This window comes from Wansuia hejianensis, assembly GCF_014337215.1.
GTDB lineage: Bacteria > Bacillota > Clostridia > Lachnospirales > Lachnospiraceae > Scatomonas > Scatomonas hejianensis.
This window is the reverse complement of record NZ_CP060635.1, coordinates 1,925,321-1,943,113: the sequence shown is the minus strand read 5'-3', so window position 1 is coordinate 1,943,113 and position 17,793 is coordinate 1,925,321. Positions and strand designations below refer to the sequence as shown.

The following is a 17,793-nucleotide window of genomic DNA, read 5'->3' as shown; positions in this document are numbered from 1 at the left end:
GGGCAACTTTCAGAGATCCAGGGATTTGATGTAGCGCTGGAGATTCTGCCGGGAAATTCCCAACGCTTTTGCTGATTCGGAGATGTTGTTCTGGTGTTCCGCCAGCGTCTGCTGGATCAATGTGCGCGCTGTTTTCCGAGTGGCGGCGCGGACCAGATTTTCCTTCGGCAATTCATTCTGCACAGGGGCCGGGGCTGCGGCGGTCGCGTCGAGAATGTGGTCTGGCAGGTATTCCGGCGTAATGTATTGGAGGTCAAAGGGCAGAATCGTCATGCTGTATTCGATGGCATGCTGCAGCTCCCGGATATTGCCGGGCCAGTCATAGGCAAAGAAGACAGAAAGCGTGTGCTTGTCGATGCCCAGAACTGATTTACCGGTGGCTTTCCGGGCTTTCAGGAGAAAACTCTGCACCAGGGTAGGGATATCTTCTTTGCGTTCCCGCAAAGGGGGAATGGTCAGATTGGCAATTCCCAGGCGGTAGTAGAGGTCAATTCGGAGCTGTTTTTTCTGAATGGCTTCCATAGGGGCTATGTTTGTGTTGGAGATGATCCTCACATCCACATGGATGCTCTTCACGCCGCCCACCCGCCGAAATTCCCCTTCCTGGAGGAAGCGCAGCAGCTTGGCCTGGAGCTGGATGTCCATGGAATTGATCTCGTCCAGAAGAAGGGTTCCGGTATGGGCCAGCTCCAACAGCCCCTTCCGCTGGATAGATCCGGTGTAAGCGCCCTTTTCAGTGCCGAACAGGGTGCTTTCCAGCAGAGTTTCAGGGATGGCGGCACAATTGATCGCGAGGAACGGACAGTGTTTCCTGCGGCTGGCATTGTGGATACTCTGGGCGAACAGTTCTTTTCCCGTCCCTGTTTCACCATAGATTAACACCGGAGAGTCGGAAAGAGCGATCATTTTACTTCGTTCAATCAGTATACGGATTGAGTTGCTGGTAAAGCAGATATCGCTGAAATTGTAGTGAGCGGTCAGGCCGGAGTCTGTCTTCGGCGTTTGGGCCGGATCAGTGTCAGCCAGTGTGCGCTGAAGCTCGCCGATCCGGTGGTGCAGCTCTGTGATGGAGGAGTGGTCTTGCATCATGCTATAGGCGGCAACTACCCGGCCGTCCATTAAGACTGGATAATTGCTGGAGACCATTTCTATTTCTTTTCCGGAGTTGGTAAATACATCCTGCCGGAGATTCAGAAGGGGCTTTTTGTCCTTTAGTACTTGAGGAATGGCCAGAATACTGTTTTTATTGGCTTTATACAGAGCGGCGTTTTCCTTTCCCAGCACATCGTCGGAAAGGTGGGATTCCAGCTTTTCAGCTGCCTTGTTAATCATCAGGATGCGGCATTGGTTGTCCCAGATTGTGACAGCTTCATTCATCTGATGAAAGACATGCTCCAGCAGCTGAAAGAAAAACTGAGAGGTGGCGTCCCGGAAGACAACCATGCGGCTTTGGGCAGGGAACAAGCCGGATTCCAGCACACAGACCGGCAGCAGATATTCATGGAAGGCGGGGTTGCCATATTGCCCGTCGGTAACAGGGGTGCAACGAAAAGAAACGCCGTCCCCGGCTCTGCTGGGAATGAAATCCTGACCGGCCGGAGAAATGCAGAGAAAATCAGCGATCCGGCGCAGGGACTGACCCTTTAAATTCCCCTTCCCATTCAGGAAGATGTCTCCCTGCTGGTTGATATCCAGTATTATGTCGTCCCTGGCGGCCAGGACGGCGCCAAGCCTGCATTGGTGGAATAAATCAAATAACTCCAAATAGTTCATCGCGGTATCCTCCCGGCGCGCAATTTTTAATTGCGAATATGAAAGAACGTGGTGCATCGAATCATTGCATATATTATAAATTAATTGGGTTGAAATGTCAACAATATGTCGAAACTGCATGCAATATATAATCGGAGAAGTTGAAACAGCGGTGTTTTTTGAGCCAAACATCAAAATTCTGAGTTTAAAAGCTTAGATACAGGAACTGGCATGGTATTTGCACCATATATAGTATATCTCAAAGCTGAGGTGGAAAGGTAGGGAAACGATATGCAGAAGACAACGAGCAAGAAAAGTTATATGGAGCGTATCAATCGGCTGAAGGAACGTGTATTGGAGAAGTATCCGGAGATTGATATGGAGAATGCGGTGATCCTGACAAGAGGCTTTCAGGAATCAGAGGGTGAACCCCATGTGGTACAGAAGGCCTATGCAATTCGGAAACAGTGTATGGAAAAATCCATCCCGATCTGGGATGACGAGCTGATCGTGGGGAATTCCGGAAGCAAACAGCGGGGCGGCCTGGTATGCCCGGATGACTGCTGGTCTTTCATCGACAGGGAAATCGATACGATCAATGAACGGCAGTATGATCCCTTCCATTTGAAGGAAGAGGACCGGGAGCTGTTCCTGGAAGTTGTAAAACCCTATTGGAAGGGTCGTTCCATCAATGAAAAATGGGAAAAACAGATGCCGGATGTGGTGCGGACTCTGCGTGACTGCGGTGCGATCTACATTGACCGCAAGTGCGTGCGCGGCTGGGGCGAGCTAACACCTGATTATCAAATGATCATTCAGGAAGGGGTAGAAGGCATCGAGAAGAGAATCGAAGCTGTGAGAGAGACGCTGGATCTCTCAGTTCCGGGTGATTTTGAAAAGATGAATTACCTGCGCGCCCTGTCTCTGGTTGCAGACGGCCTGCGCCAGCTTGGAAAACGATATTCTGCTAAAGCAAAAGAAATGGCGGAGGCAGAGACAGATCCGAAGAGAAAGAAGGAACTGCTGGATATCGCAGAAGTGTGCGACAGAGTTCCTGAGAAGCCGGCCCGCACTTTCCGGGAGGCGATCCAGTCCATGTATTTCCTGCATATCTGTGTTTTCATGGAGCATGAGGCGCCCAGCTATAATCCGGGCTGCTTTGACCAGTATATGTATCCGTATTACAAGGCGGATCTTGAGGCGGGACGGATTACAGAGGACGAGGCGCAGGAGCTGCTTGATTGTCTGTGGGTGAAGTTCTCCGAAACATGCATGCTGCAGGACGCGACGACCGCCCGTTATTCTGCCGGATATCCCATGTTCCAGAATCTCTGTGTGGGTGGAGTGGATGAAGATGGTATGGATGCAGTCAATGATTTGTCTTATCTGGTTCTGCAGGCGACCATGGATGTACAGATGTATCAGCCATCACTTTCTGTAAAATATAATCTGGCGCGGAACCCGGATAAATTCCTGAAAAAAGTCGTAGAGCTGATGCAGATGGGAACGGGCTTCCCTGCATTTCATAATGACGAAGCGGGAATCATGATGATGATGAATAAGGGTGTTCCGCTGAGAGAAGCATATCACTGGAATCCCTGTGGCTGTGTGGAAACCAGCCTGGCTGGAAAACAGCGCTGCTACACTTCCTATTGTGATTACAATCTGGGAGCTGTGGTGGAATTTGCCCTGAATGATGGCAAAAGCCGCAAATACGGCCGCTATGCAGGCGCCCGTACCGGTGATCCGAGGAACTTCGGGACCTTCGGCCAGTTCCTGGAGGCGGTGAAGGCTCAAATACGTTTTATGCTGAAGGCAGTGGTAGAAGGTAATCAGGTTTGTACTCAGATTGTCCGTGACATGGAATGTCCGGTAGCCTCTCTGACCTTCAAGGAGTGTATTGAGAACGCCAGCGATTACGCATGGGGCGGTGCGAAATACAGCATCGGTGACGGTCTGGACGCCATCGGCGTGGCTGACTTGATTAACAGTATTCTGGCGGTAAAAGAGCTAGTATATGATCAGAAGGCATTCACCATGGATACTCTCTGCAAGGCGCTGGAGGCCGGGTTCGAAGGGTATGAGGATGTGCAGGCCATGTGCGCGCATGCCACTAAATATGGCAATGATGATGACTCCGCAAATCAGATCGCAAAAGATATGTTTAATTATATTGCAGATTATATCGAGAGCTTCCAGCATCCTTATGGCCATTACAACGGCGGCATTCTTCCGGTATCCGGAAATACTCCGTTCGGCATGGAAGTAGGGGCTCTGCCATCCGGCAGAAAGGCATACGTTCCGCTGGGCGACGGAATCAGCCCGAACCAGGGAACAGATACGAACGGAATGAGCGCCGTGCTGAAAAGCTGTTCCTATATCCCGCATGCGCGGTTCAACCAGGGGACTTTGCTGAACCAGAAACTGGATCCGGCTTTCGCACGCGGTGAGAAAGCGGTTGAATCATTGATGGGATACTTAAAGAGCCTCTGCGCAATGGGCATTTTCCATGTTCAGTTCAACGTAGTGGACCCGGAGGAACTGAAGGATGCGCAGGAGAATCCGGAGGATCACAGCGACCTTCTGATCCGTGTGGCCGGCTACACCGCTTACTTTACGGAGCTGGGGCCGGAGACACAGGGAGACATTATCTCCAGGACTACACAGACTCATATATAATAGAACAGTGAAATTTTAGGATAGGAATTGAGGAGGCAGCCAGATGGAAGGAAGAATATTGAGAATTGAGAAAATATCACCAAACGATGGAAGCGGCCTTCGTACAGTGGTATTCCTGAAAGGGTGCCCCCTCCGGTGTAAATGGTGCTCGACGCCGGAATCACAGAGTGGGGAGACGGAGCTTTTTTATAAACAGGCAAAGTGTATTCACTGCGGCCGCTGCATCCAGGTCTGTCCCCGGCATGCCCTGTCAGTATCTGCTGACAGGCGTGCTGTGGTGCGGGACCGGGAAAAGTGTATCGGATGCTACAAATGTGTGGATGCCTGTCTGACGGAAGCGACGGGCCTGTACGGGAAGACAATGACGGTGGATGAAGTCATGCATGAGATCCGGAAGGAATCACTGTTTTATTTCTTTTCAGGGGGCGGTGTGACTCTCAGTGGGGGCGACGTGCTTCTGCAGGCTGATTTTGCGGCGGAAATTCTGCGTCAGTGCAAAGAAGAATGCATGCATACCATGGCAGAACTGGATATGTACGGGGATTATGAGAATGTGGCGAAGATCCTTCCGTATCTGGATGCCTATTTTGCGGATATCAAGCTGATGGACCCGGAATTACATAAGCGGTGGACTGGAAGAAGCAATGAAACGATTCTGCGGAATATCCGGCAGGCGGCGGAGGAATATCCGGATAAGTCGCTGCATGCCCGTGCGCCCATTATTCCCGGTGTCAATGATACGCTGGAAAATATCCGGGCGACCCTGGAATTCTGCAAGCAGCTGCCGGCTTGCATGGAACTGGAATTTTTGCCCTACCACCGGCTGGGCAGTGCAACGTATGATTATTTGGGCCGCTCTTATGAATTCAGGGATCTGGAGCCATTGGATAAAGAAGCAGTCACAGAGAAACTGCAGCAACTGGATCTGGAGGGGCTGCCTTTTGCAGTGCGGGTATCAGGAATAGCTCACGCTGTTTCACAAAATAAAATGAAAGGATACTATAGAAAATGAGATTAAAATATGATTTTGCTGATAAAAAAGAATTGGATCTGATTCATGAGTATTCCATGAAAATGATGGAGGAAAACGGCATCATTTTTGCGTGCGATGAAATCCTTGAGATGTTCAGGACCCATGGTTTCCGCACGGATGGACAGATCGTCTACATGACTGAGAAAGATGTGAGGGAGGCACTTAAGAGCTGTCCGGCTACTTTTGAGTGGTATGGGCGCAAGTCCCATCTGACGGTAGGCGGCGGAAAGACTATCTGCGCGCCGTCTTATGGTCCGATCTATCTCCTGGAAGATGGCTATTACCATAAAATCGACAGGAAGCGCTATACGGATTTTGCAAAGCTGAATGCCAGCAGTAAGGTGTTGGATGTCTCTAACCCGAATATGCTGGATTTCTCCTTTATTCCTGAGCCTTATTCCACGAACTGGGCGATGGCGACGGTCCTGATGATGGATGAGAAGCCGGCCATTGGTATGGTAGACGGAAAGAAGAGCGCTGCGGATTCTATTAAGATGACCCAGGACTTCTATGGCATATATGACAAACCGGTAGTGAACAGCCTGATCAGCGTGGCTTCTCCCTGCCATTACTCTACCGCTATGTGTGAAGCTCTGATCGAATATGCAAAGGCAGGCCAGGCCGTCTTTGTTACGCCTTCCAGCATGAGCGGAATGACTGTTCCGGGTTCCATCGCTTCTTTGCTTCTGTCTAATAACGTGGAGACTCTTTCCGGTATTGTTGCGGCACAGATGGTTAACCCTGGCGCTCCGGTGATGTATGGCATCCAGAGCCATGGCTGTGACCTGCGGTTTGGAACTCCTTCTATCGGCAGCGCGGAACAGGTGCTGATCTTTTCTGCTGCGAAGGCTATGGGAAGTTATTATAATCTGCCTGTCCGCACCGGCGGTTCCTCGTGTGATGCAAAACAGGTGGATATGCAGGCGGGCATTGAGTCCTATGCAACCATGTATGCGACTATACAGAGCGGTGCTGACCTTATGGTACATTCCTGCGGAAGCCTGGAATCAGACAGCTCAGTCAGCTTTGACAAATTTATTTATGATGAAGAAATTCTTCAGATGGTACAGCGGGTAAACCGTGGGTTTGAAGTCAGTGAGGAAACGCTTCTGTATGACTGTTTCCTGGAAGCAGGGCCAGGCGGCCAGTTCCTGACGCTGTCTGACGACAATATGGAAGACAGCCTGTGCTGCTACAGAGAAGACTATCTGATAACCCGGATCGCGAACCATGTATCCCACGGCACATGGGAAGAGCACGGCAGAAAGATGATCACGGACGTGACGAAAGAAATGTGGATGAAACGCCTTGAGGATTATCAGATGCCTGAAATAACCTCCGAACAGAAAGAGGTTCTCGCAAAATACGTACCGATGGAGCTTTTGTTTACTGAAGAAGACCGATGAAAAATTATTTGACTCTTTATATCATAGGGATACTCATGGGCAGCACCCAGGGAGTGGCGGCCAGCTTTATTGATCTGAACAGTTATGAAATCGTTTTGCTGCGTTCAGTCATAGGGGGCCTGTTTGTGGCGGTCCTGTTCTTTGGAACAGGACACAGGCTCAGCGTATACAGGAATAAAAGGGATGTGCTCTTTATCACTGCGTCAGGTATTTGCCTGGCTGTGAACTGGCTTCTCCTGTATGAAGCATTTACGCTGATCGGCGTCAGCATGGCCACGATCATCAATTTCTGCGCGCCGATCATCGTTGTGATATTGTCGCCCCTCATATTTCATGAGCGGCTCACGTTCCGGAAGGTTTCTGCTTTGGCGCTGACTGTGGCTGGTGTAATGCTGATCAGCGGGCAGGCCTTGAATCAGGGGCTGAGCGCAAAAGGGATACTTCTGGCTCTGGGCGCAATGGTGACGAATGCAGCAATGGTGATTTTCAACAAAATGTCCAGAGAAATCAAGGGGATAGACAATGCGGCGCTTCAGTTGGAGATAGTGCCCATCGTCATACTTTTGTTCTTTGCATTCCGGGGAGGATTCCATTTCCAGATTCAGACAGGGGACTGGCTCCCTATTCTGTGGGTGGCTTTGATAGGCACAGCAGCCAGTAATCTGCTGTTCTTTTCTAACATCGGGCGTCTGCCCGCCCAGACAGTGGCAATCTGTGGATATATCGAGCCGGTGTCAGCGGCCATCCTGTCAGCGGTGATCCTGAAGGAGTCTATGACGCCTGTCCAGATCTTCGGGGCAGTAATGATTATCGGCGGAGCTCTCTGGGGAGAATGCCGGGTTAAAAAAGGAATTAAAAAAGAGAGAATTACTTTTTAGACGAAAGAAAGAGAGGTAAAGCGATATGGGAAAATTGGGTGGACTTGATAAAAAGGCATTTGTCACACACGTGGATGATGTGGAATGGAAGGAAGTCGGCGATGGCCTCAGGATTAAAGAATTGCTCTGTGAAAAAACGGCAGGAAAAACAGAGTTTTATTTCGGAGTGGCAGAATTAGAGGCGGGAAAAGATATTCCGCTCCACCGCTATAATTTGGCCCACTGTAATTATATTCTGGAGGGCGAGGTCTGGGCACGTTTAGGCCGGCAGCGTTTCCAGCTGGAGGCAGAGGCGTCCAACTACTTTTCGATAGGAGTTCCGCATGCGTATGAAGCGTCCGGCAAAAACGGCGTCCGCTTTTTGTACTGTTTTGCGACAGATAATGAGATTGGTGAGAATATCAAATGCGAACCCGTGGCTGAAGAAGTGGCGCGGGCTTACTATCAGCCGAACTGCCCTACCGACCTGATGAACCCCAGCGGAGCCGGCGGCTCCAGATGGGCAGCGGCAGGCGATGCAGACCCATACATCATGGTTGAGGCCGCACAGGGCTCCCGCAGCCAATTCTTTACGTCTACCTTTGATGAAGGCAAGGGATGCAAAGAATTTTGGTGGGGACGCTGTATCACCAAGCCAAATTGCCGTTATACCCCGCATTTTCACGAACAGCCTGAAATATTCTATATACTTTCCGGCCACGGAACAATGTACGGCGGCAGTGAAATTTTCCAGGTAACTCCCGGCTCACTCTTCTATGCGCCGAAAAACTGCATGCATGGAATGGTAAATGATGGAAATGATACCTTGCTGGCACTGTATGCCTGCAATCTCGAGGTGGCTGGCTCTTCCTACAACAGAGAAGAAATAGCAGACGTTCCGATCGTTGCTCCGGCAGATCGAACCAACCTGATGTTAAGCAAGGTCTGAACGGAGTTTCCAAATAGTCGGTGAGGGGGGAGGCGATTTGGATACCCAGACTTTCTGGTAATCTAAAACGCTTCACCCGGGTTCTCCGAAAGTGTCATCAGTATAGTTTCAGACAGTAATCAGTGGCTGATTGTGGCTGATTGGCGTCAGGACTGCTTTCTTTCCCAATATCTACCGTCTGCTTCCATCGGTGTCTCCCCCTGTGGCGAATCCATATGTATCGGCTGAAACGTTCAGAACACGCCGGGGAATGGGACGGAAGGTGAGAGGCGCGGCAGAGGGCGTCTGCAGGCCTGATTAGTGATACTTAGCGGACAGCGGCGCCGGAGGGGAGGGCGGAACTTGTGCCACAAGCACGAGTTCCGAAGGGCACGGAGGATAGAAATTCATCAGAATTTCTACCGGACTTGCCCTGGTCCCTCCCCGCAGGTGCTGATGGCCGGTTAGTATCACTTCAGGCCGAAGCCAGCCCTCTGCCGCGCCTCTCACCTTCCGTCCCATTCCCCGGCGTGTTCGTCCGGGCATCCACCATCTCGCCACAAAACCATAATCTATTGACATATCCCCATGAGATGATATAATAAACTATGGAAAAATGAGATATACTAGGAAAGGTAGCATGAATGAATCCAGATCCCATCAGCCGCGGTATGCGTTTAAAATCTTATCGGAAATCAAAAAAAATGACTTTGAAGCAATTAGCGGAGGAAACAGGACTCTCTGTTGGCTTTCTGAGCAAGATTGAAAATGGTTTCGGGAATCCTTCTATTAATAATATTCAGAAAATCTGTTATGTGTTGGGGATAACCGTTAATGATTTGATGATTTCCAAGACTGAGGAGGAATTGCTGAGCACCATTAACAAGGATTCATCCTATGTTGTCCGCAAGTCTGACCGTTGTCTGCTCTATGATTTTTCCGGCCTTGTCCGGTTTGAGTGCCTTTATGAGGGGAATCCTCATTTTTCGCTGGATGTATTAACTCTGAAGGGTGATACCAGCAATTGCTTCCGTTCCGCGCACAGCCATGACGAAATCGGCATTGTGGCGCAGGGGACGCTTCGGGCCATTCTGAATGACAGCGAGGAGTATATTCTTGAAGAGGGAGACATGATTCTGATCCGGGCGCAGACTACCCACACATTATCCAGCACCACAGAAGGCACCTGTGTCAGCTATTGGCTGGAGTTTAAAAATGAAGAATAAGGCGCTCCGGAACGTTTTTTGCGCGTGAGAGTCTTTCACAAGAAGAAAAACAGATCAAAAAAGAGGACGGCTGAGAGCTGGGATTATCCTGGCTTTCAGACGTCCTTCTGTTTCTATAGTTATAATGCTTCTGGATGCCGGAGTTCAGCCGTTATTACTGGAGATTTCCACCCAGTAGCTGACGCATTCTTTTTCGGAGGCACAAGCCACCGTATGATGCTGGTTAGCGCGGACCATCAGCGCGTCTCCCGGATTCAGGATATATTTTGTTTCGTCTTCAAAGGTTACGGACATGGAGCCGCTTGCGACAACCCCCAGTTCATCATAGCTATGCATGGCGCTGTACTGTTCCTGGGCTCCGCCGGTCAGCGTCATGACATTTACTTTAAAATTGGAATTTCCTTCGAAAATGGATTCCAGGCGTACGCTTCCCGAAAAATCATAGAGCAGGCAGCGTTCCGAACTTCGCAGGACATAGGAGCTGTTCTGGTAGACGTGGATCAACAGCTCTTCTTCGCTTTTCTGGGTCAGCAGATCGTTGGGAGTCACTCCCAGCACGTAACAGATTTTCTGAATATTATCAACGGAAGGATTTCCCGTACCGTTTTCAATCTTACTTAAAAAACCGATGGAAAGACCTGTCCGGGCAGCTAAATCCTTTAATTTTAATCCTCTGCTCTGACGCCAGGCTTTTAGGCGAGCGCCGCGGTTTTTCTGTTTGTTTTCCATATTACCCGCCTTTTGCTTAAAATAGGTCTGAATGTTACATGCGGAGCGCCCGTCCGGGCGCTCCGCAGATCTTATAGTCCCCCTGCGGAGGAGCGTTTTCTTATGTATTTCTGCTTGTATTGATTATTCCATGGCGGCGCGGTAGATTTCTTCCGCAATTTCCGGTGTCAGCTTCACGAAGTTACCGTGGTTCGGAGCGCCGTGGAACATACTTCTTGCAAGCTCCGGAACATCTTCCATCTTACCGCCGATCTCGCTGATCGTGGTGGGCAGCTTCAGGACATCTTTAATAAATACTTGCAGACGCTCGATGCCTTCCAGGGCTGTTGCTTCGGGATGTTCATAATCCATCTGGCAGCCGAAAATCCGGGTGGCGAACATTACAAAACGCTCGGTTCCCTGGGTCTTCATCGCATATTTCATCCAGGACGGGGTCAGAATTGCGAGTCCGGCTCCGTGAGAGCATCCGTAGTGGGTGGACAGCTCATTTTCCATGTGATGGGTGCCCCAATCCTGCGCACGGCCGACGCCGGTTACGTTGTTATGAGAAATAGTTCCACACCACATCAGGTTTGCGCGTGCGTCATAGTTATCTGGCTCCAGCATCGCACGTTTTCCTTCCTTCAGGATGGTCAGCATGCAGGCTTCAAGCAGGCGGTCTGTGAACTCAACCTCCGGCGTATGGCTGAAATAGCGTTCCATACAGTGAGACAGCATATCGAATGCGCCGCTGGCAGTCTGATAGGGCGGGAGTGTGCAGGTCAGTTCAGGGTTCATGATAGCAAATTTCGGACGAAGCACATCGCCGTCTGCGCAGCGCTTGTACATGCCGTTTTCGTTGGTGATAACAGCGTCGGTAGAAGCTTCGCTTCCTGTAGCCGCCAGAGTCAGGACGACGCCGATCGGCAGAGATTCCTGAACCTGTCCCTGTGTTCCGTCATAGAAGTCCCAGAAATCTCCATCATAGAGTGCGCCAAAGGCGATGGCCTTGGAAGAGTCGATGGCGCTTCCGCCGCCGATGCCGATTACGAAATCTACTTTTTCCTTACGTGCCAGCTCGATGCCTTCATAAACCTTTCCGCTTAAAGGATTCGGCTTTGCGCCTCCCAGTTCAACGTAGGAGATGCCCTCTGCATCCAGAGATTTTTTTACTCTGTCCAGGAGTCCGGAACGTACTACAGAACCACCGCCGTAGTGCAGGAGCGCTTTTTTGCCCCCGAATTTCTTAACACATGCGCCGGTCAGAGCCTCTGCGTCTTTTCCGAACTGGAACCAGGTCGGGCTGTAGAAAGTAAAATTGTCCATTTGTGTTTCCTCCATTCATATAGTTTTTGTTATGTTATACACACGCTGCAGAGCCAAACGTGACTGCAGCAGTTCACATCCTGCGCGTGTGCATGAACAACGGGTGAAATTGCGGGCGGTGAGAAAAGATCAGCCTGTACCGCTTTGTCCTGCTCTGCAGGAGATACGGCCTATTGTTGGGTGAAGCTGTTCGGGTCCGGGGCCGTTGCAGAGCGCCGCAAGGGTTGCCACAGAGTTTCCTTGCTATTTCCTTTTAGGAATATTTTTCTTCTATTATACCAGGAAATGACGGATTTACAAGAGCTTATAGGAAATATTTTAGGAAAATATTTCGTATAAGCCAAAGAAAAAGTCCCGCCAGTCAGAGGATTGGCTGGTGGGACTTGCTGTGCTTTTAGGATCATAAAATGCTGCGCGCGTTCTGCGATTCAATGATGGGCCGGGGAAGACTGAGCGTTTTTCAGGCTGACCTCAGCCTCGTCCAGAGTGTGGTATCCGTATTGTGTGACAGTATGTTCCAGGATGAGCTGATTGAGATTTTCGCCTTTTTGCTTCAATTCCTCCACATAACTGGCGTAAAGCCTGAGAGTTCTTTCGGAATAGGTCTGCAGCTCTCCCCACAGGTAGGTCTCAAAGGAAGTGACCCGGGAACTGTCCTCCCGGGAATGGATGGCCCGTCCCCGGTGGGCCAGGTAAGGCCATCGGTCAGCGAGCTCCTCCTGCCAGGAAACCTGGGTCTGGCAGATGGATGCAGCCAGGCTGCGTTTGGTTTCATTGGGCGGAGGCAGCAGATGCCGGATTCCTTCATACTCTTCGGGACGGGTGCGCTCCATCATATAGCCGTATTTCTCGCTGAGTGGGTTCCGCCCGGCGGCTTTGGCTTCCAGCAGGTCGTTCTGGTAGCTGCTTAAAAGTTCAGGCGTCCAAGCCAGAAGCTGGCTGGAACGCATGATCTGGAAGGTAGACCATTGGTCCTGGCAAGAGGCCCGTCCGCCGATGTTCTGTACTTTGTCAAAGAGCTCCCATTCCATGCGAATGATGGAAGCGGTATATTCTTTTTTTACGTCTCGTTCCATGAAAACTCCTTTTCTAATTCGATTTTACAGTCTCGGGCCCCGGAAGCAGTTTCTTCCATAAAACGGAGGCCAGAAGCAGGGCAGTGATGCCGCCGGCAAGCTTTGCCGCCAGCATGGGTACAATCATCTGCTGGTTGGCGTTGGCGGCGAAGCCCAGATGATCGCCCAGGAGGAAGGCGGCGGAAACGGTAAAGGCACAGTTGAATATCTTCCCTTTGGGGCTCATATCTTTCAGAAGCTGGAAAGTCAGGATATTGTTCGCCAGGTTGGCGATCAGCCCGGCGATGCTGTGCTCGTCCAGATCCAGTTTTTTGCCCAGCTTTTGGAGAGGCGCGTTGAATTTGCGAGTGATAAAAGTCACCATGGGGAAAGCGCCCAGCAGTACCAGGGCGATGCCGCCCACCACCTGGATGCCGTCCAGCAGAGGAATGACGCCGCTGGCGTCCGGCTCTACCATCACGTGAAACAGGGGAAGACGGATTCCGGTCAGATACTGGAATACGGCTACCATAGTTCCGAAGGTCACCAGCGCGGTCACGCCTTTTCCGAAGAGAATGAATCCCTTCAGCATCTTGTTCCGGGCGAATATCAGCCCCAGAATGATCAGGATGGATACAACCGCGACTGGAATGGTGTTGAACAGTATATCAGCGGCGGTCAGTTCAAAGCCGGAGGCCATCATGACCCCGCCGCCTGCGATGCAGGCAATAGGGATCGTGGCGAAGCCGATTAGGATGCCGGTAGCCATATAGGGATGGTCTTCCTTTTGAATGATTCCCATGCCGACCGGGATATTGAACACCACGTTGATGCCCATGACTGCCGCCACGATCATGCCTGTAAATAGACCGACTGCTTCTGAACGGGCCAGCTCCATGGCCAGAGGATAGCCGCCCAGATCCATGCCCAGGACAATTCCGGCAAAGAGAGAGGGATCGGCGCCAATCATGCTGAAAAATGATCCCAAAATGTTGCCCAGAACGATCTTAATCACCGGAACCAGGGCAATCATGCCGATCATCGCGGTCGCCAGGTCACCGAGCGCTTGAAATCCGCTGTCAAACCGTTCTCCGTATCCGTGCTTGTTGCCGCGGATTTTATCGATGCCGCCGACAATCATAAAAATGACCATGAGCAGCATGATCAGCTTGCTGAGAGAAAATGTGGACCAGAACTCCTGCAGGGAAGAGGTTAATATTTCCATAATACAGAGTCTCCTTTTAAATCACAGTCTTGACATATTTTCCGGTAATTTCCCGGCACCATTCTATGTGATCGGCAGAAGGGGCGCGCAAATCTTTCAGAAGGTACGGGCGCCCCAGCTTGCGGTAAGTATCAGTGCCAAGCCGGTGATAGGGTAAAAGCTGGAAGTGATGCAGGTTCGTGAGCTGTGCGCAGAATTGGCCAATCCGTTCCAGTTCTGCCTCAGAGTCATTGACTCCCGGGATCAAAGGCGTGCGGACGATCAGCCTGTAGTCTGCGTTCATGGTTCCGGCTCTTTTGAGATTTTCCAGAATCCGTTTGTTTGAAACGCCGCAATATTCCCTGTGCTTCTCGTCGTCTGTGATTTTCAGGTCCACAAATACTGTGTTGGAAGCCCGCAGAATGGGTTCGGCTGTCTCCCAATCCCCAAAAAGCGTGGTTTCAATGGCAGTGTCGATGGCCTCCCAGCGGGCGCGCTGGAGAAGACACCGGACAAATTCAGCCTGGCTGAGTAATTCGCCGCCCGATATGGTCATTCCGCCGCCGGAATGGAAATAAAACGGGATGTCCTTGCGGACTTCCTTCAGCACTTCTTCGACAGTCATGATTTTGCCGTATGTATTTCCTTCTGCCTCTTCGATCTTATAATTTTGGCTTTCGGGTGTGGAACACCACTGGCAGCGGAGCGGGCAGCCCTTCATGAAAACGACGGTGCGGTAGCCGTCCCCGTCGTATATGGAGCTGCGTTCTAAGCGGAGGATGGTTCCCTTCAGGTCGTGTCCTTCGTAGTTATTATTCATCATAATAATATTCCTTTTTCATGAAATAGGAAAGGGCTTCTGTCAATTTATCGGAAGCCCTTTCCTGTCTGTATTAAGCCAGAAGATGAGATAATTTGTGACAGTAAAGCCGGAAGGCTGAACTGTTATGGATTATCTGCCGCAGCAGCCACCGCTCCAGGAAGAAATCTCAGTACGGCCGATGATCTCGTCCTGCACCTCTTTGCCGAGTTCTACAAAGAAAGCTGTATATCCGGCAACACGGATCAAAAGGTCGCGGTGCGCTTCCGGATGCGCCTGGGCGTCCAGAAGGGTCTCTTTGTCTACCACGTTGAACTGTGAATGGTAAATATCCAGCGTGCACTGGGTCTTTAACATGTTCATCATGTTGCGGAGTCCCTCTTCACCCTTCAGGATCGCCGGCTCGATCTTCATATTGAGCTGTGTTCCCTGAGTAAACCGCGCGTGTGGAATATGGCTGACAGATTTCAACAGTGCGGTAGGCCCGTTCACATCTGTTCCGCCGGTAGCGCCGATGCCGTCTGTCAGAGGCGTTCCGGCATAATGGCCGGAAGGCAGCGCGCCGACCCAAGCGCCGATGGGGGTATTGCCGGATACAGGAAGCATGCCGGTGGTCATTTTGCCAAACTTGGTATTGTATTTCTCAAAGATATCAGTTACATAAGTAAAGGTCTCCCCTACGCAGAAGTCTGCGCGTTCGTCATCGTTGCCGTATTTGGGGGCGTCCATGCACATCTGATAGACGTCTTCGTAGCCTTCAAAATTAGCGTCAAGGGCTTTTAGCAATTCATCCATGGTAAGCTTTTTCTCATCATAGATCAGGTACTTGACAGCCGCGATGGAGTTGATGATATCAGCCTGCCCTACCGTGATGACGCCGCCGCCGCAGTTGTACTTAGCGCCGCCGTTGGAATAGTCGATGCCCCGGAGCATGCAGTCGTGATAGCCCAGTGACAGAACGGGTACCGTACGGTAATTCATGCTCAGATAATCCAGCAGCTGGTTACCGGAAACGACCACATCTACAAAGTAGCGGATGTGGGTCTTGATGGCTTCGTAAAACTCCTCGAAGGTCTTGAAATCCCTGGGATCACCGGTCTCAACGGAGCACCGTTTGCCGGTGATGCGGGACACACCGTTGTTGAGAGCCATCTCAACAATGCCGCCCATATTGATATCCGCCATATCCGTATACTGCTTCATGCGGCCGGCCAGGTTGGTCTCCACACAGCCGCAGGGATTCCAATCCCAGGCCTCTGACAGGGGCACGCCCTTGTTCAGGACCATACGGATTCCGGCGTCGTCATGATAGACAGCTGGCATGGAAAGCCCTTCGCGGATGGCTTCGCATCCTTTTCTCAGCAGAGAATCAGGATTCTTGGAGATATTGTACCGGATGGACAGGTTCGGCTCCTTGAAACGGACATCCTGTGTAGCCTGAATTGCCATGTACGAAACGTCGTTGGTGGCGTCATTGCCGTACTGGTCAATTCCGCCGACACAGACCTGAACCGTAATACAGTAGCCGGCTGCAAACTGAGCGGTCACTTCGTCCTGGAACAGGGAAAGCTCCGCGATCTTGATCCACATGCAGTCAAACAGCTCCTGGGCCTCATCTGGTGTGATCCTGCCGGCGTCCAGATCGGCTTTGTAGTAAGGATACATATACTGGTCGATCCGTCCGAGATTGTAGGAGGAAGCGTTCTGCTCCATGTAAATAGCATACTCATAAGTGAGCATGGACTGGAGCGCCTCATACAGGGTGCGCGCCGGATGTTCCGGCACCCAGCGGTTGACTTCGGCAATCTTCAGCAGCTCTGCTTTGCGTTTTTCATCCTTGCACTCTGCGGCCATCTGTTCTGCCAGGTCTGCATGGCGGTGTGCCAGGGCGATAATCGCGTCGGCCGCGATGATTTCGGCTTTGTAGAAAAACATTTTTTCCAGATCTCCCACATGGGAATCATCCAGCTGTGCCAGAGCTTCCTCCGCTTCTTTTCTGATTCCGCCCACACCCTTGGACAGGATCATCGGCCAGTCGGGAGTGGTCTCGCCATAGCCGCGGACAGCCTTTCGGTCGATATAGATCATGCCGTTATCCCGCAGGGTACACATGTCTTCCGGCGCAAGCTTTTTCCAGCGGTCAAGTAAACATTTGTTTTTCCAATAGTCGGAAACCTCTTCTTTAAACACTTTTTTGCCCTCTTCGCTTAAGAAGAAGGGGTCAAATTTGCGGGTACTGATCGTATCCAGCTCACGGTCGAGGATGGAGCAGGAACTGTCCGCGCAGAGAATCCCGGCGCGTGGCTTGAAGGCAGCGCCGCCTACCAGCAGTTCATTGTCCTGGATGAAAATGTTCTTCTTGAGGCACTGATGCTGAAATCCGATTGCCTTCTGAATGATCCAGGGTTCCCCTTCGCTCTCTTTAAAACCCTCGGTGAGGTATTTGGCGTTGTAGACATCCATGTCTACACGGGTATCCAAATACTGTTTCCTCAAAGCTTCAATTCTGGTTAGATAAGCTTTTTCCATGTGACACCTCCTAAAGATAATAATAAATGTAATGGGTATATCTTATTCTTTATGCAAATAATAGTTGCCTATAGTGTGATTTTATTATACAATGACGTTGATATTAATGCAATACTTTTGGCGCGTTTAAAGAGAATTTTTTTGGAAAATAAGACCAGGAGGAAAATTGGGAAAAACCCTTAGAATCCAGCAAATATCAGGAAATATTCATACTGTTTGTGAAATTGTCAGTTGCCTGAGACGGGAGATGGAAAGTTTGGGGATCAGAAA

At 50.7% G+C, this 17,793-nt stretch carries 13 protein-coding genes; 6 read left to right on the top strand and 7 right to left on the bottom strand.

Annotated features, from left to right (window positions below):
• Positions 1-9 precede the first annotated feature (9 nt).
• On the bottom strand, positions 10-1,773 hold the full coding sequence (locus tag H9Q79_RS08815) for a sigma-54 interaction domain-containing protein (RefSeq protein WP_249329660.1): 1,764 nt from the start codon (positions 1,771-1,773) through the stop codon (positions 10-12).
• 270 nt (positions 1,774-2,043) lie between these two features.
• On the opposite strand from H9Q79_RS08815, the gene H9Q79_RS08810 reads away from it, so the two are divergent.
• The 6 genes from H9Q79_RS08810 (at position 2,044) to H9Q79_RS08785 (ending at position 9,881) form a co-directional block, all read left to right on the top strand.
• Positions 2,044-4,431 (top strand): glycyl radical protein, encoded by a 2,388-nt coding sequence (locus H9Q79_RS08810; RefSeq protein ID WP_118643091.1) that lies wholly within the window; start codon positions 2,044-2,046, stop codon positions 4,429-4,431.
• A 43-nt stretch (positions 4,432-4,474) separates the two neighbouring features.
• The gene (locus H9Q79_RS08805; RefSeq protein WP_118643093.1) at positions 4,475-5,443 is read left to right on the top strand and encodes a glycyl-radical enzyme activating protein; all 969 of its coding nucleotides are present in this window, start codon (positions 4,475-4,477) and stop codon (positions 5,441-5,443) included.
• Entirely contained in the window at positions 5,440-6,870 is a 1,431-nt protein-coding gene (locus tag H9Q79_RS08800) for a trimethylamine methyltransferase family protein (protein WP_118643095.1), read from the top strand. Before H9Q79_RS08805 ends, H9Q79_RS08800 begins: the two co-directional genes overlap by 4 nt.
• Positions 6,867-7,748, top strand: coding sequence for a DMT family transporter (locus H9Q79_RS08795; RefSeq protein ID WP_118643097.1), 882 nt, complete (start codon positions 6,867-6,869; stop codon positions 7,746-7,748). The genes H9Q79_RS08800 and H9Q79_RS08795 overlap by 4 nt, the downstream gene beginning before the upstream one ends.
• Positions 7,749-7,773: 25 nt before the next feature.
• Positions 7,774-8,676, top strand: a complete 903-nt coding sequence (locus H9Q79_RS08790; protein WP_249329659.1) for a cupin domain-containing protein — start codon at positions 7,774-7,776, stop codon at positions 8,674-8,676.
• Positions 8,677-9,299: 623 nt separating this feature from the next.
• Positions 9,300-9,881, top strand: a complete 582-nt coding sequence (locus H9Q79_RS08785) for a helix-turn-helix domain-containing protein (RefSeq protein ID WP_118643103.1) — start codon at positions 9,300-9,302, stop codon at positions 9,879-9,881.
• Between the two features lie 144 nt (positions 9,882-10,025).
• Here H9Q79_RS08785 and H9Q79_RS08780 read toward each other — a convergent pair whose 3' ends face one another.
• From H9Q79_RS08780 to H9Q79_RS08755, 6 genes are all read right to left on the bottom strand, one after another.
• Positions 10,026-10,610 carry a helix-turn-helix domain-containing protein gene (locus H9Q79_RS08780; RefSeq protein WP_118643105.1) on the bottom strand — a complete coding sequence of 195 codons (585 nt, stop codon included), beginning with the start codon at positions 10,608-10,610 and terminating at the stop codon, positions 10,026-10,028.
• Positions 10,611-10,733: 123 nt separating this feature from the next.
• A complete protein-coding gene (locus tag H9Q79_RS08775; RefSeq protein ID WP_249329657.1) occupies positions 10,734-11,915 on the bottom strand; it encodes an iron-containing alcohol dehydrogenase in 1,182 nt (393 codons plus the stop codon).
• Positions 11,916-12,343: 428 nt separating this feature from the next.
• The gene (locus H9Q79_RS08770; RefSeq protein ID WP_118643107.1) at positions 12,344-12,991 is read right to left on the bottom strand and encodes a DUF4125 family protein; all 648 of its coding nucleotides are present in this window, start codon (positions 12,989-12,991) and stop codon (positions 12,344-12,346) included.
• Between the two features lie 13 nt (positions 12,992-13,004).
• On the bottom strand, positions 13,005-14,195 hold the full coding sequence (locus tag H9Q79_RS08765) for an ethanolamine utilization protein EutH (protein ID WP_118643109.1): 1,191 nt from the start codon (positions 14,193-14,195) through the stop codon (positions 13,005-13,007).
• 16 nt (positions 14,196-14,211) lie between these two features.
• A complete protein-coding gene (locus H9Q79_RS08760) occupies positions 14,212-14,997 on the bottom strand; it encodes a glycyl-radical enzyme activating protein (RefSeq protein ID WP_249329656.1) in 786 nt (261 codons plus the stop codon).
• A 129-nt stretch (positions 14,998-15,126) separates the two neighbouring features.
• Positions 15,127-17,523 carry a glycyl radical protein gene (locus H9Q79_RS08755; protein ID WP_249329655.1) on the bottom strand — a complete coding sequence of 799 codons (2,397 nt, stop codon included), beginning with the start codon at positions 17,521-17,523 and terminating at the stop codon, positions 15,127-15,129.
• Positions 17,524-17,793 lie beyond the last annotated feature (270 nt).